The organism is Candidatus Saccharibacteria bacterium oral taxon 488 (assembly GCA_013099015.1).
Taxonomy (GTDB): Bacteria; Patescibacteriota; Saccharimonadia; order Saccharimonadales; family Saccharimonadaceae; genus Nanosynbacter.
In genome coordinates this window covers 391,471-409,827 of the sequence record CP039998.1, presented here as the reverse complement: position 1 = coordinate 409,827, position 18,357 = coordinate 391,471, and the positions used below count along the sequence as shown (strand labels likewise).

19 protein-coding genes are annotated in these 18,357 nt (G+C 52.1%); 15 read left to right on the top strand and 4 right to left on the bottom strand.

What is annotated here, in order from left to right:
• The first annotated feature begins 21 nt into the window (after positions 1-21).
• Together FBF29_02095 and nusG are read left to right on the top strand one after the other, a co-directional pair.
• A complete protein-coding gene (locus tag FBF29_02095; GenBank protein QJU07487.1) occupies positions 22-1,569 on the top strand; it encodes a hypothetical protein in 1,548 nt (515 codons plus the stop codon).
• Positions 1,570-1,621: 52 nt separating this feature from the next.
• Positions 1,622-2,167 (top strand): transcription termination/antitermination protein NusG, encoded by a 546-nt coding sequence (gene nusG, locus FBF29_02090; protein QJU07486.1) that lies wholly within the window; start codon positions 1,622-1,624, stop codon positions 2,165-2,167.
• Between the two features lie 39 nt (positions 2,168-2,206).
• On the opposite strand, the gene FBF29_02085 is transcribed toward nusG, so the two are convergent.
• On the bottom strand, positions 2,207-2,776 hold the full coding sequence (locus FBF29_02085; protein ID QJU07485.1) for a hypothetical protein: 570 nt from the start codon (positions 2,774-2,776) through the stop codon (positions 2,207-2,209).
• 66 nt (positions 2,777-2,842) lie between these two features.
• Between FBF29_02085 and rplK the strand changes: the two genes are divergently transcribed.
• Positions 2,843-3,268 carry a 50S ribosomal protein L11 gene (gene rplK / locus FBF29_02080; GenBank protein ID QJU07484.1) on the top strand — a complete coding sequence of 142 codons (426 nt, stop codon included), beginning with the start codon at positions 2,843-2,845 and terminating at the stop codon, positions 3,266-3,268.
• A 21-nt stretch (positions 3,269-3,289) separates the two neighbouring features.
• The gene (locus FBF29_02075; protein QJU07483.1) at positions 3,290-3,895 is read left to right on the top strand and encodes an L-threonylcarbamoyladenylate synthase; all 606 of its coding nucleotides are present in this window, start codon (positions 3,290-3,292) and stop codon (positions 3,893-3,895) included.
• Positions 3,896-3,946: 51 nt separating this feature from the next.
• Here the strand turns inward: FBF29_02075 and FBF29_02070 are convergent, their stop codons facing one another.
• On the bottom strand, positions 3,947-5,236 hold the full coding sequence (locus tag FBF29_02070; protein QJU07482.1) for a phosphopyruvate hydratase: 1,290 nt from the start codon (positions 5,234-5,236) through the stop codon (positions 3,947-3,949).
• Between the two features lie 41 nt (positions 5,237-5,277).
• On the bottom strand, positions 5,278-5,847 hold the full coding sequence (locus FBF29_02065) for a hypothetical protein (protein ID QJU07481.1): 570 nt from the start codon (positions 5,845-5,847) through the stop codon (positions 5,278-5,280).
• A 108-nt stretch (positions 5,848-5,955) separates the two neighbouring features.
• On the opposite strand from FBF29_02065, the gene FBF29_02060 reads away from it, so the two are divergent.
• Positions 5,956-7,671 carry a hypothetical protein gene (locus tag FBF29_02060; GenBank protein QJU07480.1) on the top strand — a complete coding sequence of 572 codons (1,716 nt, stop codon included), beginning with the start codon at positions 5,956-5,958 and terminating at the stop codon, positions 7,669-7,671.
• A gap of 441 nt (positions 7,672-8,112) precedes the next feature.
• The gene (locus tag FBF29_02055; protein ID QJU07954.1) at positions 8,113-8,799 is read left to right on the top strand and encodes a 50S ribosomal protein L1; all 687 of its coding nucleotides are present in this window, start codon (positions 8,113-8,115) and stop codon (positions 8,797-8,799) included.
• A 100-nt stretch (positions 8,800-8,899) separates the two neighbouring features.
• Here the strand turns inward: FBF29_02055 and FBF29_02050 are convergent, their stop codons facing one another.
• Positions 8,900-9,526 carry a hypothetical protein gene (locus FBF29_02050; protein ID QJU07479.1) on the bottom strand — a complete coding sequence of 209 codons (627 nt, stop codon included), beginning with the start codon at positions 9,524-9,526 and terminating at the stop codon, positions 8,900-8,902.
• Positions 9,527-10,172: 646 nt separating this feature from the next.
• On the opposite strand from FBF29_02050, the gene FBF29_02045 reads away from it, so the two are divergent.
• From FBF29_02045 to recR, 9 genes are all read left to right on the top strand, one after another.
• Positions 10,173-10,697, top strand: a complete 525-nt coding sequence (locus tag FBF29_02045; GenBank protein ID QJU07478.1) for a 50S ribosomal protein L10 — start codon at positions 10,173-10,175, stop codon at positions 10,695-10,697.
• 157 nt (positions 10,698-10,854) lie between these two features.
• Complete coding sequence (locus FBF29_02040) at positions 10,855-11,232, top strand: 50S ribosomal protein L7/L12 (GenBank protein QJU07477.1); 378 nt, start codon at positions 10,855-10,857, stop codon at positions 11,230-11,232.
• A gap of 235 nt (positions 11,233-11,467) precedes the next feature.
• Positions 11,468-11,983 carry a hypothetical protein gene (locus FBF29_02035; protein QJU07476.1) on the top strand — a complete coding sequence of 172 codons (516 nt, stop codon included), beginning with the start codon at positions 11,468-11,470 and terminating at the stop codon, positions 11,981-11,983.
• Between the two features lie 63 nt (positions 11,984-12,046).
• Entirely contained in the window at positions 12,047-12,919 is an 873-nt protein-coding gene (locus FBF29_02030) for a DUF2797 domain-containing protein (protein QJU07475.1), read from the top strand.
• Between the two features lie 83 nt (positions 12,920-13,002).
• Positions 13,003-14,535 carry a DNA polymerase III subunit gamma/tau gene (gene dnaX / locus FBF29_02025; GenBank protein ID QJU07474.1) on the top strand — a complete coding sequence of 511 codons (1,533 nt, stop codon included), beginning with the start codon at positions 13,003-13,005 and terminating at the stop codon, positions 14,533-14,535.
• Entirely contained in the window at positions 14,532-15,890 is a 1,359-nt protein-coding gene (gene dnaB, locus FBF29_02020) for a replicative DNA helicase (GenBank protein QJU07473.1), read from the top strand. The genes dnaX and dnaB overlap by 4 nt, the downstream gene beginning before the upstream one ends.
• 22 nt (positions 15,891-15,912) lie before the next feature.
• Positions 15,913-17,373: a glycosyltransferase family 39 protein gene (locus tag FBF29_02015; GenBank protein ID QJU07472.1), complete on the top strand. Its 1,461-nt coding sequence runs from the start codon at positions 15,913-15,915 to the stop codon at positions 17,371-17,373.
• A gap of 40 nt (positions 17,374-17,413) precedes the next feature.
• Positions 17,414-17,704 (top strand): YbaB/EbfC family nucleoid-associated protein, encoded by a 291-nt coding sequence (locus FBF29_02010; GenBank protein ID QJU07471.1) that lies wholly within the window; start codon positions 17,414-17,416, stop codon positions 17,702-17,704.
• Positions 17,704-18,321: a recombination protein RecR gene (gene recR / locus FBF29_02005; protein ID QJU07470.1), complete on the top strand. Its 618-nt coding sequence runs from the start codon at positions 17,704-17,706 to the stop codon at positions 18,319-18,321. Before FBF29_02010 ends, recR begins: the two co-directional genes overlap by 1 nt.
• The last annotated feature ends 36 nt before the right edge of the window (positions 18,322-18,357 follow it).

Below are 18,357 nucleotides of genomic sequence, written 5' to 3'. Positions count from 1 at the left end.
CATGTGCTATACTAAAATCATATGAGACAAGGGATGGGCAGATGGCGCATGGGGCGCAGTCAGCAGCGCGTACGCGACGAGGTGAAGGTCGCGCCAGAGCATAGCCAGATGATGACGTTGGTAAACAGCTTGACCGACGCGGTGCTAAGTACTGACGCTCACGGCGTCATTACGATTTATAATGCGGCAATGATTGGCCTACTGGACACCAATGCCACGCTGCACGGTCATCACATCAGCGAGACATTTCAATTGCAAACGCTCAGCGGTACACCGATCGACGTGTTTGAGGAGCTCAGTAAGTCGCCGTCAATCCGTACCCGTGACGACCTGATCATGCCACTCAGCGATGGCGATCATTTGCGACTGGAGGCGACCTTTGCGCCGATTTTGGGCGGCAGTTCCAGTACTGATGGCTACGTGTTGATTCTGCGCGACGTCACCAAGATAAAAAGCCTCGAAGAGGAGCGTGATGAGTTCATCAGTGTTGTCAGCCACGAACTGCGCACACCGGTAGCCATTGCCGAGGGAGCGCTTGATAACGCTCGACTGCTCGCCGAGAAAGGCTACACCCAAAAGGTGCATGAGGCGCTGGTGGCGGCGCACGATCAAGTGATGTTCCTCGCTAAAATGATCAATGACCTTGGTACCTTATCGCGCGCTGAACGTGGGGCGGCGGACGAGACGGAGACGATTAATCTGATGGAGCTGGCCAGCACGTTACACAGTGAGTTTGCGCCGCGAGCGGCCGAGAAGGGGTTGCGGTTTGACCTCGATGTGAGTGCGCAGATTGGCGTAATCAAGGTTTCGCGGCTGTACTTGACCGAGCTACTACAAAACTTTATCATCAACGCCATCAAATACACGCCTCATGGCGGGATGACGCTGCGGATGCACCGGCGTAACGGCGTCGTGCAATTTGCGGTAATCGATACCGGGATAGGCATCGGCAAGACTGACCAAAAAAGATTTTCCAGCGATTTTACCGAGCCGAGGATTATCGTACCCGCGAGACCAGCGGCACCGGACTGGGACTGTACGTTGCGGGCAAGTTGGCGCACAAGCTCGGCTGCACCATCTCTGTCAAAAGCCGACTCAATCATGGCTCAACGTTTAGCTTTGAGCTGGCCGACCCGCCCACGTCCGCGTGAGACCGCCCTTGCAATCACGGCCCGGACACGCTACAATAGACTTGACAGTCTGCTAAGAAGCAGACTTTTAAATTGGGAGAAACTATGGCACAAAAAAACGCAGCAGGATCAAAGACGAGGGTTCGCCGCATCACCGCGAAAGATGACGAGACGAAGCAGCCGTCACCACATAAACCAAAATCAACCGCACCCACCAAAAAAACCACCAGTAAGACCGCCAAAAAACGGTGACAGCGACCAGCACCTCACCAAAGCAACCAAAAACCACGGCCAAAAAATCAGGCGACGTTGGTTATTTCAAGGGCGCGTGGCAGGAGCTCAAATTGGTGCGCTGGCCGACTCGCTCAGCCACCTGGAGCATGACGGCGGCAGTGCTGGTATTTACGTTGATCTTTGTGGTGCTGATCTTGCTGCTTGACGCCGGCTTTAACTGGGGCTTTAATCAAATTTTGAAATAGGAAAGGGAATTTATGTCATCAAATCGCTATGATTCAACTCGCGCGTGGTACGCCATTCACACCTACTCGGGCTATGAGGAAAAGGTCGCTGAGTCCATCCGCCAGCGCATCAACGGCGTCGACATGGCCGACAAAATCTTCGACGTCATGGTGCCGAAAGAAAAGCAAATTCAGATCAAAAACGGCAAGCGCAAGGTTGTCGATGCCAAGATCTTTCAGGGCTACGTGTTGGTCGAAATGAAGCTGACCGACGAGACCTGGTACATTGTCCGCAACACGCCGGGCGTAACTGGCTTCGTTGGTGCTGACACTACGCCAACACCGGTGTCTGACAAAGAAATTACCAAGATCAAAAAGCGTATGGGCGTCGAAGAGCCAAAGCATCAGATTGATTTCTCGGTCGGCGAAGTGGTCTCCATCATTGACGGGCCATTCAAGGGCTTTGATGGCTCAATTGCAGAAATTGACGCTATCAAGGGCAAGATCAAGGTCATGGTCAGTATGTTTGGCCGCGATACGCCAGTCGAGTTGGACGCACTGCAGGTCAAGAAAGTCTAGCCGCCTGATCATCTGGCCGCGCGGCGATACACCACCAAGCTACCAGACATCCTTGGCTTCAACTACCTCGCTACTTTTGGCGAGGTAGTGTTGCGTAGCAAAGAGGACCAGCGCCACCGTAATTACTCCGAGTAGCACCGCCGCGATCGGCCACTGCCTAGCATCATACATCGCCATGATCAGCACCGGCACCGTTCCGATGCCACACGCCAATATCTTGCCGAACAACAGGGTTGCCAGCGTCACTTGGCTGTGACATAATCGAATACTGCGCTTCAGTAGATACGAGCCGCAGCGCCCCAGCCAATACGGTAGCATCACCACCACACCCAACACCGCGACTGTCATCACCGACATCAACATCAGCTGCACGACCTGCAACATAAACGGTACTGCACGAGGCGTCGTATCAATCGGCGTAGTGGGCGGGGTGGGTGCCGGCTGGACTGTCTCTGGCGATACACCGAGCTGCATGAGTAGGCCACTACGCGCCAGCCACAACAACCCAGCACCGACGATAACCGCATAAGTGAAAATCAACAGGCTGTAAGCGAGCGCCCCAAACATGTTGATCAGGCGACGAATTGGCTTGATGCTGCGAGCGTTCATGCTTGTATTCTAGCACAATTTTCGTTATAATACAGTGGTTACGCACGGAAAAAATAAGAGGAAACTATGGCAAAGAAAGTTATCGGTAATCTAAAACTACGCATCCCTGCCGGACGAGCAACCGCCGGGCCACCAGTCGGCTCAACCCTCGGTCAGTGGGGGCTGAACATGATGGATTTCATCAATCCATTCAACGACGCCACCAAAGATATGATGGGCAAGGACGTTATCGTCCACATTCAGGTGTTTGAAGATCGCACCTTTACGTGGAAATCGCTTGGCCAGCCAGTCGATGATATGATCCGCGAAAAAGCCGGCATTCAAAAGGGTTCAGGCAAGCCGCACGCCGAGAAAGTTGGCACAATCACTCGCGCACAGCTTCAGGAAATTGCCGAAGCAAAAATGGATCAGCTAAACGCCATCGACATCGAGGGCGCGATGAAAGTCGTTGCTGGTTCCGCTCGCTCAATGGGCGTAGAAGTCGCCGCCTAATTTACACCTGTTCGTCTAAAATTGCTCCCTGCCGTGGGAGCAATTTTATTGTGGTATAATCATTTGGTGATCACCAAAAACTTACTTGATACTGTCGTTATCGAGGCGCTACGAGCTGACAAACTCGTCGTGGCGCCAACTGACACCATTTATGGCCTGCTCGCTCGAGCTGATAGCCCGAGGGCAGTTGATGAGCTGTACCGCGTACGCCAGCGTGACCGCACCAAATCCTGCATCATCCTGCTTAGTAGCGCCGACAACATTCCCGAACTCACCACCAAGCAGCGGTATATCTATGACCAGCTGTACTGCGAACGGCCGACCACTATTGCTGCCAGGGTCAGCCCCGACTTTATGCCACACCTAGTACGTACTGACGCAACCTTGGCATTTCGTGCCGTACCACCAGACACAGCATTATCTGAGCTGATTCGACTGGTCGGTCCACTGCTCGCACCAAGCGCTAACCCCGGCGAGCAACTACCAGCCGCCACAATCAACGAGGCGATCGCGTATTTTGGCGATCAGGTGGCTGTCTACGTTGACAGCGGGGAAGTGACAGGGGTAGTGCCTTCACGGATCATCAAATTTACTGACGACGGGCAGCTGGTTGCCTTGCGGCAATAACTTCTACTACAGCCAACCAGGCGCCCGACGTCTTGTCTCGTAACCTATGAACTACGACTGCTTGAACGGCCGCACCAGCTCTAGCTCCGGTCGCATCTCGGCAATGCGCATCAGTTCGTTGTACTTGGCGATGCGCTCTGAACGCGACATCGAGCCAGTCTTGATCTGGCCCGTACCGAGCCCGACCGCCAGATGAGCAATTGTCACGTCCTCGGTCTCACCCGAGCGGTGGCTCATCACCGTATTCCAGCCGGCCTTTTTCGCCATCATCACCGCCTGAATGGTCTCGCTCAATGTGCCGATTTGATTTGGCTTGATCAAAATCGCGTTACCAGCCTTTTCAGCGATCGCCCGGTCCAGCCGCATCACATTCGTCACCAACAAATCATCACCGACCAGCTGCGTCGTCGAGCCAAGCTCCGTCGTCAGCGTCTGCCAGTCATGCCACGCTCCTTCATCCAGCCCATCCTCGATCGACACCACCGGATATTCAGCCCGTAGCTGCTTATACATCTTGATCATACCATTCACATCGAGCGTGCGATGCTCCGTCTCCAACCGATACTGGCCATTGCCTTCATGGAATTCACTCGAGGCTACGTCAAGCGCAAAGGCAAAATCCTGCTCCAGTTTATAGCCAGCCTGTTCAATCGCTCGCGCCAGCAACTTGACCGGCTCCATATTGCCACCGCGCACATGCGGCGCGTAGCCGCCTTCGTCACCAACAGTCGTCGGGTAGCCCTCGGCCTTGAGCACTTTCGCTAGCGCGTGAAACACCTCGGCACTCATCCGCATCGCATCCTCAAACGTCGACGCACCGACTGGGATGATCATGTATTCCTGAATATCCGTCGCACCAAGCGCATGCTGCCCACCGTTCATCACATTGATCATCGGCATCGGCAGGCTCATCGTGCCGGCATTCGCCAGCTGATTGACATAGACGAAAAGCTCAATACCCTTAGACTCAGCCGCCGCCTTGGCAACCGCTAGGCTGACCGCTAGGATGGCGTTCGCCCCGAGCCGCCCCTTGTTTGGCGTACCGTCCAGCTGCCGCATCCGCTCATCAACCCGATGTTGCGCAAACGGATCCATGCCGCGCAGCGCCCGCGCGATCTCGACATTAACATGCTCGACCGCCCGTAGGACGCCCTTGCCACCATACGCCAAGTCGCCGTCACGCAGCTCGACCGCCTCGTGCGAACCAGTACTGGCGCCCGACGGCACTGCCGCCCGCCCGAACGAGCCATCGCTCAGCCGAACATCAGCCTCCACCGTCGGATTACCCCGAGAATCTAAAATTTGTCGTGCGTGAATGTCTGTGATTGTGATATTATTCATACCTTTAGTATAGCAGAGAAACCGTATGCACCTAAATAAGGTTAACGTAAGCTACGGCGAAAGATACGGCGAAAGCTAGACAACACGTTACCGAAACCGCTGCGCTGTTGCCCTCTAAGAATGTATGCTTCTTCCCGGCTAAAAGAGCCAGGCTGGTTTACGATATCACTATCACAGAATAAAGCACTGACCGTACTCCGCCTGCCAACCCCCGTAGCTGCAACTGGTCCATCACAGACCTGTGTCATATCATCAGCAGTTTTCTGAGCTGCCTCAGCAATCTCTCCTAGTCGCGCTAACTTATTAGCGGTATCTTGACGATCCCTTCCCAATACATTAGCCGCTAGATACTGAGCCTCGGCCGGGAACTGCCCAGCAACCTTGTCCAAACGTTCCTGTGCCTCCATGATCTGCTCCGCCCACGGCTGCAATCTTGACGCAGCATTAGAAAGTTCGGCTTGTAGACGACACAGTGTTGGACAGTTCGAGCAGCGCTCCGGTACACGCAACTCCGGTGAGATAACCCCACCCTCTAGGCCAGCACCCTTAATAATACTCTCGAAATCATTTTCATGTCCACCACCCGGGTAATTACTTTCAAATCTACTCATGTTCATACAATACCATATTTAATCTATTTTTACAATATATCCGTCGTACTTCGCCACCCAAGCAGCTCATGCTTGCCCCAACAACAGTGGTAGTATATAACTAATCCCATGGAACACGACCGACTAAAAGCGACTCGAATAGATTTACTCTCAGAGCTGCACAGTCCATCATTTTGGCGCAATGTCGCAAGCATCAACCGAGACCTCGCCGCATATAGCAGTGAAAAACTAAGCGACATACCGCCAGAGTATCACCCCGACAAACTAACGCAAGATTTCTCGACATGCTATTTTGACCCACAGTGCCTCGGCGAAGCGGCCACTGTCACAATCGCTCACGAATTACCAGACGGCGGACTTGGTGTTGAACAGACGAATGGTGAGCTAGGGCCGTTTACCTATACAACCGTTTCGACTGAAGAGTGCGTTGCCGGAGTTAGTATCACCACCAAACAACGCGTCGTCGCACTAGCAATTGGCGACAAAGCCATCCCTCTGTCACCAGAAACCCTACTACAACTTGATGTCGACAAATTGACCTCAAATGAAAAACCCCGAAATACATTCTCTTATATTTTGAACCAAGTCCGTGAAATTGACGTCCTACTGGCGAAACGACGCTATCAGATCGCTTCGCCCGAAGAGCAGGCCATGCTCATCCAAAATACGCTTGATAATATCAACAACTATCTTGACGTCATCGCTAACGATAATACTGTGTCAATCGTAACGCTACACCCCAGCCTAAGATATGATAATGACACTATTAACGCTCAATGTATTTCTGTAACAATGGAGGACAATTATCCATATTTTGAAATAGTCGACCTTAATGGTATGTCTCACGCCATCTCGCGTGATAATGTCATTAACATTGAAATAACTGATGAACCGGTCGACGCCAACGAAAACATCGACGTTATTGATTTCTTAAATAATGAGGTAACGCGAAATATAATACATAAAATTGAAGACACGGCAGCTTATTCTGATGAAGATGATTTTAACAAACTAATAAAAGATCTAGAGGCTGTCGTCGGTAGCGATTTTTGCGAAAACGGTGTATTTTCTGGACAAGGCATTGTATACCGACAAGCTCCCTTAGGTGATATCCGCAGCGAGACAGCCTCGTTTACCCAGTTGCGATCCGAAGGGTTTGATGTGCTCGAGGTACATGGCAGAAGACGATTGGCTATCGTCCTAGAAAATATTGATGAGAAATCACCCGATGATTTACTCTTTATCATTCCTGACAGCATACATCTTAACACGTGTATTCGTCAGGATGATCCAGATATCACACCTTCTAAACCCGACCACGATTTGATTGATAATTTACATAACACTGCGACTCTTGCGACCGAGCTCATTAAGAGCAACGAGTTCATAAACACCTGTCTCTGGCAACAGCAAAAAATGCTCGAAGATGTTATCGACGAGGCGCGATCAGAGCTGTGCCATATTTTTAATGATCTGTACCGAGGAAATTTGGTATCCTGTATGGTGAACAAGTATTGGGCAATTGACATCAATATTTACGAGTCAGGCTCATACTCACCAGAGGAAATCGCCGAGCTACCGGCCGCGATATCTGAACCCGGCGAAGAGCCATTTGAGATTTGCGGCGACACCATTAGCCTCGTCATACCAGAGATGGCCAGGCACCAGGAAAAGATAACGTCAATAGCAGATTTCCCGCTCAGTCACGGTCAGCCAATGCTACGAATCAAAGACGCGAGCGGTAAGGGACTTGTTTATTTTGTACCGATCAAGAGTATATCTGGCATTATGCCTTTCACCTGGAGTGACGAGACAAAAGACTAGTCGTAAACACCTGATTATGCTATAATTTCACCATCATCAAATCAATGCTGGGAGGCAGATTCGCCCGAGAGGTCGCGAGTCGCCGCTTGTACCACAGAAAGGATTAGTATGGCCAAGAAAGCCGAGCTGCTCGAAAAAGCAGCAGAACTACAACTAGCAGTCAGCGACAAGAACACTATCGCTGAGATTGAAGCGGCAATTGCCGAAGCTGAGTCAGGCGCCCCTGAGAGCAGTAAGCCGCACGACGTCAAAGATAAAGACGTTATCGCCGAGCGCGAAGCCGTTGTTGCCAAGGCCGGCAAACGCAGTCAAAAAGCCCTCGACGAGGCTGCCGAGAAAGCCGAAAAGGAAGCCCGCAAAGAAGCAGGCGACACCACGCCGCAATCCGACGATGCCGAAGCACATGCCAAGAAAGGCCCAAAGCCAATCACTCGCCCACGCCTGGAACGCCGCGGCAAGAAATACCAGGAAGCTGCGAAGAAGATTGAGAAAAATAAACTGTACAGCCTTGACGAAGCGCTGAAACTAGCCACCGAGACCAGCCCAGTCAAGTTCGACGCCAGCGTTGAAATTCATGTTCGCCTCGGTGTTGATCCACGCCAAGCCGACCAAAACATTCGCTCGACCGTAGCGCTACCACATGGTACCGGCAAGGACGTTCGCGTGGCAGTGTTCGCACCGGAGACCGAACATGCTGCTGCCAAGAAGGCTGGTGCTGACATCGTTGGCGACGAGGAATTCCTAAGCCAACTCGACAAGGAAGAACTGAACTTTGATATCTTGGTCGCAACACCGCAGTATATGCCAAAGCTTGGCAAGTACGCCCGGTTGCTCGGCCCGCGCGGTTTGATGCCAAATCCAAAGTCCGGCACCGTTGCCACCGACGTCGCCAAAGCCGTGTCTGAAGCCAAGGCCGGCAAAGTCGAGTACCGCGTCGATAAGCAAGCCATCGTCCACTTGTCAATCGGCAAGGTTTCGTTTGGCGCTGACAAACTGGCGGAAAACACCCGCGCCTTCCTCGCTAGCCTGAACGCCCAAAAGCCATCCAGCCTCAAGGGCATTTATGTCAAATCTATCGCCGTCGCCACCACTATGGGGCCGAGCGTAAAAGTTGAAACTAGTTTGTAATATTGGTTTCGCGCGCGACGCACCCAAAATAGAATAACTCCGCCCAAGATATCCGGTGGAGTTATTCTATGCCAATGTTAACCTAAACTGCTCCGCGAGCCTACTTCACCATACTTTTCAAGCTATCTGCAGTGAAACTTCTGTCATTGTCTCCGTTACCGGCAATTGTTTCCTTGGTCAAACTGTATTGGCCTCTGCCGCTATACTTTGCAATTGCTGTTCCGCCAGATAGCGGATAATATTTACTATCACGCCCACGAGAAGCAAACACTAGAATATGATCACCTTTCTTTAGGGTCGGTACACCCTCTAGGACGTAATTAGTTCCGTTCACAGCACCACCCATAAGAGCAATAGTTGCCGACTTAACTCTAGCATCCCCCTTGATAACTCTTGTCAGCTCAATGACATAGTCAGTGTGCACATCTGGTGGCACATTCTCATCAGCCACGTCGCGAACTGACCGTACTGTTCCGTTGTCCATAACCACCGCTTCTGCCACCAGCGAAGTCTCTTTTGCATTGATCATTGACTCCACAGACCCGTAGACAGGATGCATAGTAGACATCTGCACTGTCCGCATTGGCGTATTTTTGCGAGTATTAACCTGATAAAATGATATTAGATATAGGACAATAGTAACAGCCAATAATAACACTGCTATCATTAAGATAGACGCTTTTTTCTTGTTCACCAAACTATCTCCATGACGATTATTTTTATTCATATTACCCTCTTTTCTGGCGTACCAATTAATTATATAGATTATTTATCTGACCTCGGTCGTACGGCATCGGCGTATTGTACCAAGGAAATGTAAAGTTTCCTCCAAAACCGCGACAAGTACCATTGTGTATATTAGCATTAATAGTTTTCTCATATATTCGCCCTCCTTTATGATAAAACTACCATCCCATGTCTCGAGTTTATTATAGCGCTTATAGTTTTCCAAGGTTAGCCAGTCAAGCCCGTGTTAAGGTGCGTTCTTTATATCGTAACAGCTTGATTATGCAATTGATAACCACGAAGCATACGGCGTCTGGGGGTACGACACCATTCGTAAGAGATGTGCTATCTAGAAACCGTAGAAATAAACGCACTCGTCAATGCCCATACAAAAATCCATTAAAATAACGCCAACATTATCTTGCATCCCGTTGTCATTTCTGCTACAATTCTAATGAACATTACCAAAGACAGCGCGCGACCGAAGGGAACTGAGGTATAAAAATGCCGCCGAGGGATGAAACGAACAGTTTTATTTGACGTCTTTGGTAGTGCGAGAATCAAAGACGTCTTTTTGATTCTCCATTACCGCACGTTAACAAATTGGCGAAAAGAATGAAATTAACTCAATCAAAGAAAGGATTTTTATGGCAATTTCACGCGATAAAAAACAAACTTTGGTTGCTGAACTAACAGAGCTTCTGAAAGACGCCAAAGGTACGGCATTTGCGCGGTACCAGGGGCTGAGCGTGGCTGAATTGCAAGAGCTGCGCAAGGCTGCTCGTGAGGCAAACGTCGTCATCAAGGTGGTCAAAAACCGCTTGGTGCGCGTAGCATTGCAGGGCGTCGACACCTACAAAGAAACTGACACTGACCTCTTGGTTGGCCAGTTGGTCTACGCCATCAGTGCCGAAGACGAGGTCATGCCAGCGAAAGTTTTGGACACGTTTGCAAAGACGCATCCAGCACTGCAGTTGGCTGGTGGTTTCTCAGGTGAAGGCCTCGGCATCAACGAAGCTGACATCAAGGCGCTGGCAGGCTTGCCAAGCAAAGACCAGCTTGTCGCCGAAGTGGTGGCACAATTGCTCTCACCAGTCCACGACACTGTGGGCGCGCTTGGCGGCAATTTGCACGGACTTTTGGACGGCATCGAAGCCAAAGCTGCGGCTTAAGTTTAGCAATCAATCATCTCGAGTTATTCGGTCTTCATAAGTCTCCGTACAGCGATTGCAGCCCGAGCGCCATTCAAGGCGCCCGGCGCGAAAAGAGGAGGCGTTGAAGATTGGATGACTCGAGATGATAAATAATTAATAATCTAAGGAGAATACCATGGCTGATATTAAGAAATTGGCTGAAGAACTGACCAAGTTGACAGTTCTGGAAGTTAACGAATTGAAAAATCACTTGAAAGATGAATACGGCATCGAGCCAGCTGCTGCAGCTGTCGCTGTTGCTGGTCCAGCTGCTGGCGGTGACGCTGCTGCGGCTGACGAAAAAACTGAGTTCACCGTTACCTTGAAGGACGCAGGTGCTCAAAAAGTTGCAGTCATCAAGGCTGTTAAGGAAATCACCGGCCTAGGCCTCGGTGAAGCAAAAGCTATCGTTGACGGCGCTCCAGCACCAGTCAAAGAAAAAGTTTCAAAAGACGACGCTGAAGCTGCAAAGAAGACTTTGGAAGACGCTGGCGCTAGCGTTGAGCTCAGCTAATTTCATTCTGAACATGACGCCAATTTGTTTTCGAAATCATTATGCCGCCCTATACCATGGGCGGTATTTTGATTGCAAGGGTAAAAATTACCACATTTTTGCCTGACTATCTGTTATCCTTGTGGAAAGACAAGCCGTTAGCCGATGCGAATAGGCAATGGGGCTTGCACACTCACATAATTAGTGCTATATTACACTCACGTACTATCAAAAATAGACAAGGAATGCGAGCCATATGTCTGATTTACCGGAAAAGCAAGTGAAGCGCCTCAGGACGCTCATCCAAGAAGCAGAAACCAACTTAGCGGCGGCCAAGGAGCTGCTGATCAGCATCGTTGGTGACGATGGGCAAGTCGTCACGCCGAAAACTTCGTCGGACGATGTTGCCGGCAAGGTGATCGAGGGTGTGTTTGACGGCCAAATGATGATGGGGCCTGATGGCAAGAATTATCCAATCCCGGCGAACTACGCCTCGAAGTCCAAGCTCGTCGAGGGCGACATCTTGAAATTAACCATCGCCGAGGACGGCAGTTTTATCTACAAGCAAATCGGCCCGGTCTCGCGCAAACAAGTCATCGGCACGCTCGTCCAGCACGACGGCGTTTACTACGTCGAAGCCAACGGCCGTGAATATCGCATCCTGCTTGCCAGCGTCACTTTCTTCCGCATCGAAGTCGGCGACCAAGTCACCATCATCATCCCTGATGACAATCCGGACGCCACCTGGGCAGCTGTCGAAGCGCCGCTATAGACCGTTTTGACATTTGAAGCCGTCCCGGGCGGTTACCCGGGCGGCTTTTGATATAATGGTGCTATGTCTGGGGAGTTTTTGCTAAGCTACGCCAGCTTTGATACCGAAAACCGGCCATTTCTGGAGTGGCAGGTTGACGGCAAGACTGAGCGTGGTGATGTTTTGGGGCAGGAGTTGTCACTGGTGTTTGATTTTTCTGCTAAATACTGCACGGGCTGGGTGGATTTTGAGAATCATTGCGGCCAAGTGTGCCCAGAGCAGGCAATAGCGGAGACAAAATATGAGAACTGCATCAAATGCCGTGACCGAAGAGGGTTTAATCCAGCATTTTATTATGCTAACTCGCTGTCAGCCCGGCAGGAAAAGATTAATCAAAACCCGCACTTCGTCTATCTGGCATATTTTGCGCCAGGAGTTATTAAAGTCGGTATCTCACAGGAAGAGCGCGGCATTCGGCGGCTGCTGGAGCAGGGAGCGCGCCTGGCGCTGAAACTGGAGACGTTTGCTTCGGCGTTAATCGCCCGGCAATATGAAGCGAAAATTGCCGGGCTGGAGGGCATCATGGAAACAGTGGCCGCCAGCAAAAAACTAGAGCTGATCAAACACCCACTGGACACTGCGGCAGCAGAAAAAACCTTGGCTGATGCATTGGTGCGCATTCACCACCAATTGGGGCTGGATTTCCCAAACCGAGAATTCATCACATGTGAAGATTATTTTCACACGGATGGCCGCGACCTTAGTAGTGTGATTGACATGACAGGGAACAGTACCATGGCCGGCACAGTCGTCAGTACCATCGGCCCGATCCTCATCACCGACTACGACGGACAGCTACTGGCGTATAACGTGAAAAAATTTATTGGCTACCAGGCGCAAACAGTTGACGGCGCCATTGACATAGAAATACCCAGCACGCAGCTGGCGCTGTTTTAATGCGTGTTCGCGAGGCGAGTCGTCTTTAGATCAACCGCCAAACAGCTTACTAATCCTGTACTTTGCGCTATAATATATAAGTAATGAGTCAGGCACTGTACCGCAAATATCGCAGTCGTAGCTTGGACGAGGTGTTGGGGCAAGATCATGTGACCAACATTTTGCGCCGAGCGTTGGAGCAGGGGAGAATCGCCCATGCATATTTGCTGACGGGTCCGCGCGGCGTGGGGAAAACCAGCGTAGCACGAATTTTGGCGCATGAGATCAATCAGTTGCCGTACGACGAGGAAGCCTCACACCTGGACATCATCGAAATTGATGCCGCCAGCAATAACGGTGTCGACGACATCCGCGCCCTGCGCGAAAAAGCGCAAGTCGCACCCGTTTCCGCACCGAAAAAGATCTACATCATCGACGAAGTCCACATGCTGTCCAAGCCTGCCTTCAACGCACTATTAAAGACGTTGGAGGAGCCGCCAGCACATGTGGTATTTATCTTGGCAACCACCGACGCCGATAAGTTGCCAGCTACCATCCTCAGCCGCGTCCAGCAATTTTTCTTTCATCCCATCTCAGTCGATGTCATGGCACGCCAGCTGATGGCTATCGCCGAAAAAGAGGGCTTTGCCATCGAGGCGGACGCTGCTCGGCTGATCGCTGAGCGCTCGCGCGGCGGGTTTCGCGACGGCATCAGTATGCTTGATCAATTGTCAGCATTAGCCAGCGCTGATAGGCCGCTAAGCGCGTCGGACGTTGCCCAGTACCTGGGGCTAAGCACCACGGAGACGCTGGAGAACCTGCTTGAGCTGTATCAGCAGCGTGACGCGCCTGAGGCGCTGAGCCTGCTGGGCGAGCTGGAGCAAGCTGGCACCGATCCGATCGTCCTATCTCATCAATTATTGTCACTGCTGCGAGCACGATTACATCAGCGGCCAGAGTTAATTACATTGGTCAAGCAGCTAATCGAAGTTGACCGCCATCCGCATCCGGATTTGAAATTATTGACGATATTTATGGATGGAGCTGGAGGTATAGCTCATAAATCACCCGAGGTCGCACCCACGTCGACCGCGAGCCCGACTGCTGCAGTCAAGCCGCCAGTAGCCATTTCCAAATCGCCAGCGGATAAGGCGGAGCCGCCGGCATCTGATACAGAAACACCAGCCGCGCAGCCGGCAGAAAATTCATCAAAGACCGCTTTGAAAACTCAGCAAACTAATAACTCTACAGACAAGACAACCACAGACACCGCTACCCCAGCAGACAATCAGCCGGCATCAGACAATCCGATAAGCTCCGCTACAGACATCGACTGGGATAAGATTATCGCTCTAGCTAAAGAGCAGTCATTCGCTGTTGCGACATTGTTGCAACAGTGCGGTTGGCGGCGAGATGGCAACACCTTAACCCTGTATGCCGGCAATGCCTTTGCTAAAAAGAAGCTGGACGACGCGAAGAATCGCCCGCTTATTGCGACAATTGTGCAACAAGTTGCCGGCACCGAACTGGATATTGCGACAATCGGACAAAAAGCTCCGCCCAAAGACGCCAAACTCGCGGAAATTGCCGAGCTAATGGGCGGCGGTGAAGAAGTTAATCTGGAGGAATTATCATGAGCGAAAAAACACAAGCTGATACCCTGGCGGGCAAATTACCGCCCCAAAACTTGGACGCCGAAAAAAGCCTGCTCGGCGCAATTCTCATCGACGAGGAAGTCCTAGCCGACGCCTCGGAAATCGTCAAGCCGAACGACTTTTACGATAAAAACCACGGGCTGATTTTCGCTGGTATGATGCGGCTATTTGAAAAGCACAAGCCGGTTGACCTCTTGACCTTGACTGATGAACTAAAGCGCAAGGACGAACTGGAACTCATCGGCGGCTCGGCGTATTTGACGGAACTCACCAACTACGTGCCAACGGCAGCGCACGCAGCGGCATACGCCGAAATGGTGGCACAAACAGCGGTGCGGCGGCGCCTCATCAAGGCCAGCAGCGGCATCACCGAACTCGGCTATGACGAATCGACGACGACCCAGGAATTATTAGAAAAAGCCGAGGCCGAGTTATTCAGCGTCTCCGACCAGTCGTTGAAACAGGATTTGGTCAGCCTGGAAAGTATCTTGACCGACAGCTTTGACCGTATCGAGGAGCTGCACCGCAACAAGGGCAGTCTGCGCGGCATGCGAACTGGCTACCGCGATCTAGACACTATGACGGCGGGGCTGCAGAAGTCGGATTTGATTATCCTGGCAGCGCGTCCAGCCATGGGTAAGACGACGCTGGTGACTAACCTGGCGTACAACGTGGCGACGATTGAGAAAAAGCCGGTGCTGTTTTTCAGCCTGGAGATGAGCAAGGAGCAGCTGACCGATCGTATGCTGGCGGATGCGGCCGGCGTTGATAGCTGGAATATTCGCACCGGCAATCTAAGCGGCGATGATTTTGAGAAATTATCCGAGGCCATGGGCGAGATGGCCGAAGCGCCGATTTACATCGATGATACACCGGGCCTCAGCATTCTCGAGATGCGCACCAAGGCTCGCCGTTTGGCACATGAGGGTGAAATTGGCCTGATCATCGTCGACTACTTGCAGCTGATGCAGGCTACTAACAATCACAACGGCAACCGCGTTCAGGAAGTGTCGGAAATTTCCCGTGGCCTGAAGCTAATCGCCCGCGAGCTTAACGTGCCGCTAATTGCCCTGAGTCAGCTGAGCCGTTCGGTCGAGTCGCGCACGCCACCAATTCCACAACTGGCCGACCTGCGTGAGTCTGGCTCCATCGAGCAGGACGCCGACATCGTCAGCTTTATTTACCGCCCAGGCTACTACGAACCGGACAACCCAGAAGTCCAAAACATCACCGATCTGATCATCGCCAAGCACCGTAATGGTCCGGTCGGCAAGATTCAGCTCTACTTCCATCCGGAGCGCCTGCGTTTTATGAGCCTTGATCGCAAGCATGACTAGAATTGTGCTATAATCAATACCAATGAAAAAGCACAAACTCGCCGACTCGGCTGTCTATCGCTGGCGCTATTGGCTGGGCTACATGGCGCTGATCGTGCTATTCTGTGCGGCCATCACCGCCGCTAGTTTGTATGCTCCGGGCGGCGTGACCGAGGCGGAAATTGAGGCGCTTAATACCACTAACGCTATTTCGCCGAGCCATCTCGGCTCGTTCGCGCAAACCAACTTGCCATTCCACCTCCTGCAGCGCGGTCTGTTCAGCGTATTTGGCGTCACCATCTATACCATCAAGTTGCCGTCGCTCATCCTGTCGTTCATCGCCGCCGTCGCCGTGTTTTTCCTGCTGCGGCGCTGGTTCAAGCCTAATGTTACCATCCTGTCGCTCGTCATCATGACGGTCACCGGCCAGCTGATCTTCTTTGCCCAAAGCTTCACGCCGCACATCCTCTACATCACCTATGCTGCGCTCATCCTCCTCTTTGCTAGCCTAATCGTTCAGCGCGCTAAAGGCTCAGCCTTGTGGCGGCTGCTATTGGCGGCGACGGTCGGTCTGAGCCTGTTTACGCCGTATTTTTGGTATATTCATCTGACACTGCTACTGGTAGCGCTGATCCACCCGCACACCCGCTACGCGCTACTCGCCAGGCGCAATCGCTTCAAGTGGCTACCAGCGATCATTGTTCTCGCGCTCACGAGCGCACCGGCAATGTTCCTCGCCGCGACGCATCACGATCTACTCAAGTCACTGATTGGTATTCACAGCCTCAGCTGGGCGCTGGTCGATAATTTACGATTGCTGCTCTATCATTATTTCTGGGTCAAGCCAACCGTTGTCGGCGGTCAGATCGCACCAGTGCTCGACTTTTCGGCGCTATTTCTGATCATGCTTGGTCTGTTCAAAACCATCCAGCACCACCACACCGCGCGTTCATACATGATCGGCGTCTGGCTGCTACTAAGTTTACCGCTGCTGGTGCTGCAGCCATCGATGACCAGCATTATCATCTTGCCGCTATTTATCCTGCTGGCCGTTGGTGTCGAGGCGCTGCTCAATCAATGGTATTCACTATTTCCGCGCAATCCTTACGCCCGCATCACTGGCTTATTGATGCTGATGGCGCTCATCGGCGTGATGGTCCTCTCGGGCCTCGACCGTTTTACCAATGGGTATCGCCATTTCTCGGGCGCTGTACATGAATTTAGCACCGATCTGCCACTACTACAAAAAGCCATCGCCAGCAGGCAAAACGTCGTTCTCGTCGCCAACCCGCACGAGGCGCCGCTCTACGAAACCGTCGCTCGCTATAGCAAGCACAAGCTCACCGTTAACCAACCGGCCGCGGAGGGTGCTACGCTCGTCATCACCCGCGCTGAACAAATGGCACACCCGAACACTGACGGCTGGACGCTCGAGCGTATCGTCACCAATAGCCACGCCGAGCAGGCTGATCGCTTTTACCTCTACAAATCAGCGAAAAAATAGCGTATAATAAAGAAGTAAATTCAAGGAGGAATTAATAATTATGGCGTTTGACCAAGTCAAGATGTTGCAGCAACTGCGCAAGGCCCAAAAACAACTCGGCAAAGAAATCATTGAAGTAGAAGCCGGCGACGGTGCGGTGGTCGTCCAGATCACTGGTGAGCTGAAAATTAAGTCGATCAAGATTAATCCAAAAATGGTTGACCTCGATAATATCGAGCAGCTGGAGCACTGGATCCAAATCGCAATTCGCGACGGTCTAGCCAAAGCACAGGAAGTTGCTGCCGAGACGATGAAACCGCTGATGGGCGGGCTGGGCAACTTGCCGTTCTAATGAAACCAACGATTTTGCCGACGGCGCTGACGACGCTAATTGATGAGTTTGGCGGGCTGCCTGGTGTCGGACCACGAACCGCTGAGCGCTATGCCTATGCCGTACTTCGGCGTGACGCCAGACGGGCCGAGCAGCTAGCGCGAGCGCTGGACCGACTGCATACACGCGTCAAGACCTGTCCGGTCACGTTCGCCTTGATTGATCATGATCAAGAGGTGTCGCCGCTCTATCAAGACGAGTCGCGCAATCGACGCTTGATCTGCGTAGTCGAGGAGCCACTGGACATCGTAGCACTGGAGCGGACGGGGCAGTATAGCGGTACCTATCACGTGCTGGGCGGCGCAATTTCGCCAATTGATGGCATCGGCCCGGAGCAACTGCACATCCCCGAGCTCATTGAGCGCATCAAGCATGACAGCGCCGAGGAGTTGATCATCGCTACCAACGCGTCGGTCGAAGGCGAATCAACCGCGCTCTTTTTGCAGCGCTACCTCCAGGAGGCCGGCCTCACCATAACCATCTCGCGCCTCGCCCGCGGCATCCCCGTCGGCGTCGACCTCGAATACGCCGACCAAATTACGCTGACGCATGCGCTGGAAGGACGACGAACGCTGTAGCTTGCTAAGGCCATCCTGCTTTTGCTACAATACAAC

Coding starts and splice junctions, on each gene's coding strand:
- FBF29_02095 (QJU07487.1), top strand. CDS start 22: ATGAGACAAGGGATGGGCAGATGGCGCATGGGGCGCAGTCAGCAGCGC.
- nusG (QJU07486.1), top strand. CDS start 1,622: ATGTCATCAAATCGCTATGATTCAACTCGCGCGTGGTACGCCATTCAC.
- FBF29_02085 (QJU07485.1), bottom strand. CDS start 2,776: ATGAACGCTCGCAGCATCAAGCCAATTCGTCGCCTGATCAACATGTTT.
- rplK (QJU07484.1), top strand. CDS start 2,843: ATGGCAAAGAAAGTTATCGGTAATCTAAAACTACGCATCCCTGCCGGA.
- FBF29_02070 (QJU07482.1), bottom strand. CDS start 5,236: ATGAATAATATCACAATCACAGACATTCACGCACGACAAATTTTAGAT.
- FBF29_02065 (QJU07481.1), bottom strand. CDS start 5,847: ATGAGTAGATTTGAAAGTAATTACCCGGGTGGTGGACATGAAAATGAT.
- FBF29_02060 (QJU07480.1), top strand. CDS start 5,956: ATGGAACACGACCGACTAAAAGCGACTCGAATAGATTTACTCTCAGAG.
- FBF29_02050 (QJU07479.1), bottom strand. CDS start 9,526: ATGAATAAAAATAATCGTCATGGAGATAGTTTGGTGAACAAGAAAAAA.
- FBF29_02045 (QJU07478.1), top strand. CDS start 10,173: ATGGCAATTTCACGCGATAAAAAACAAACTTTGGTTGCTGAACTAACA.
- FBF29_02040 (QJU07477.1), top strand. CDS start 10,855: ATGGCTGATATTAAGAAATTGGCTGAAGAACTGACCAAGTTGACAGTT.
- FBF29_02035 (QJU07476.1), top strand. CDS start 11,468: ATGTCTGATTTACCGGAAAAGCAAGTGAAGCGCCTCAGGACGCTCATC.
- FBF29_02030 (QJU07475.1), top strand. CDS start 12,047: ATGTCTGGGGAGTTTTTGCTAAGCTACGCCAGCTTTGATACCGAAAAC.
- dnaX (QJU07474.1), top strand. CDS start 13,003: ATGAGTCAGGCACTGTACCGCAAATATCGCAGTCGTAGCTTGGACGAG.
- dnaB (QJU07473.1), top strand. CDS start 14,532: ATGAGCGAAAAAACACAAGCTGATACCCTGGCGGGCAAATTACCGCCC.
- FBF29_02015 (QJU07472.1), top strand. CDS start 15,913: ATGAAAAAGCACAAACTCGCCGACTCGGCTGTCTATCGCTGGCGCTAT.
- FBF29_02010 (QJU07471.1), top strand. CDS start 17,414: ATGGCGTTTGACCAAGTCAAGATGTTGCAGCAACTGCGCAAGGCCCAA.
- recR (QJU07470.1), top strand. CDS start 17,704: ATGAAACCAACGATTTTGCCGACGGCGCTGACGACGCTAATTGATGAG.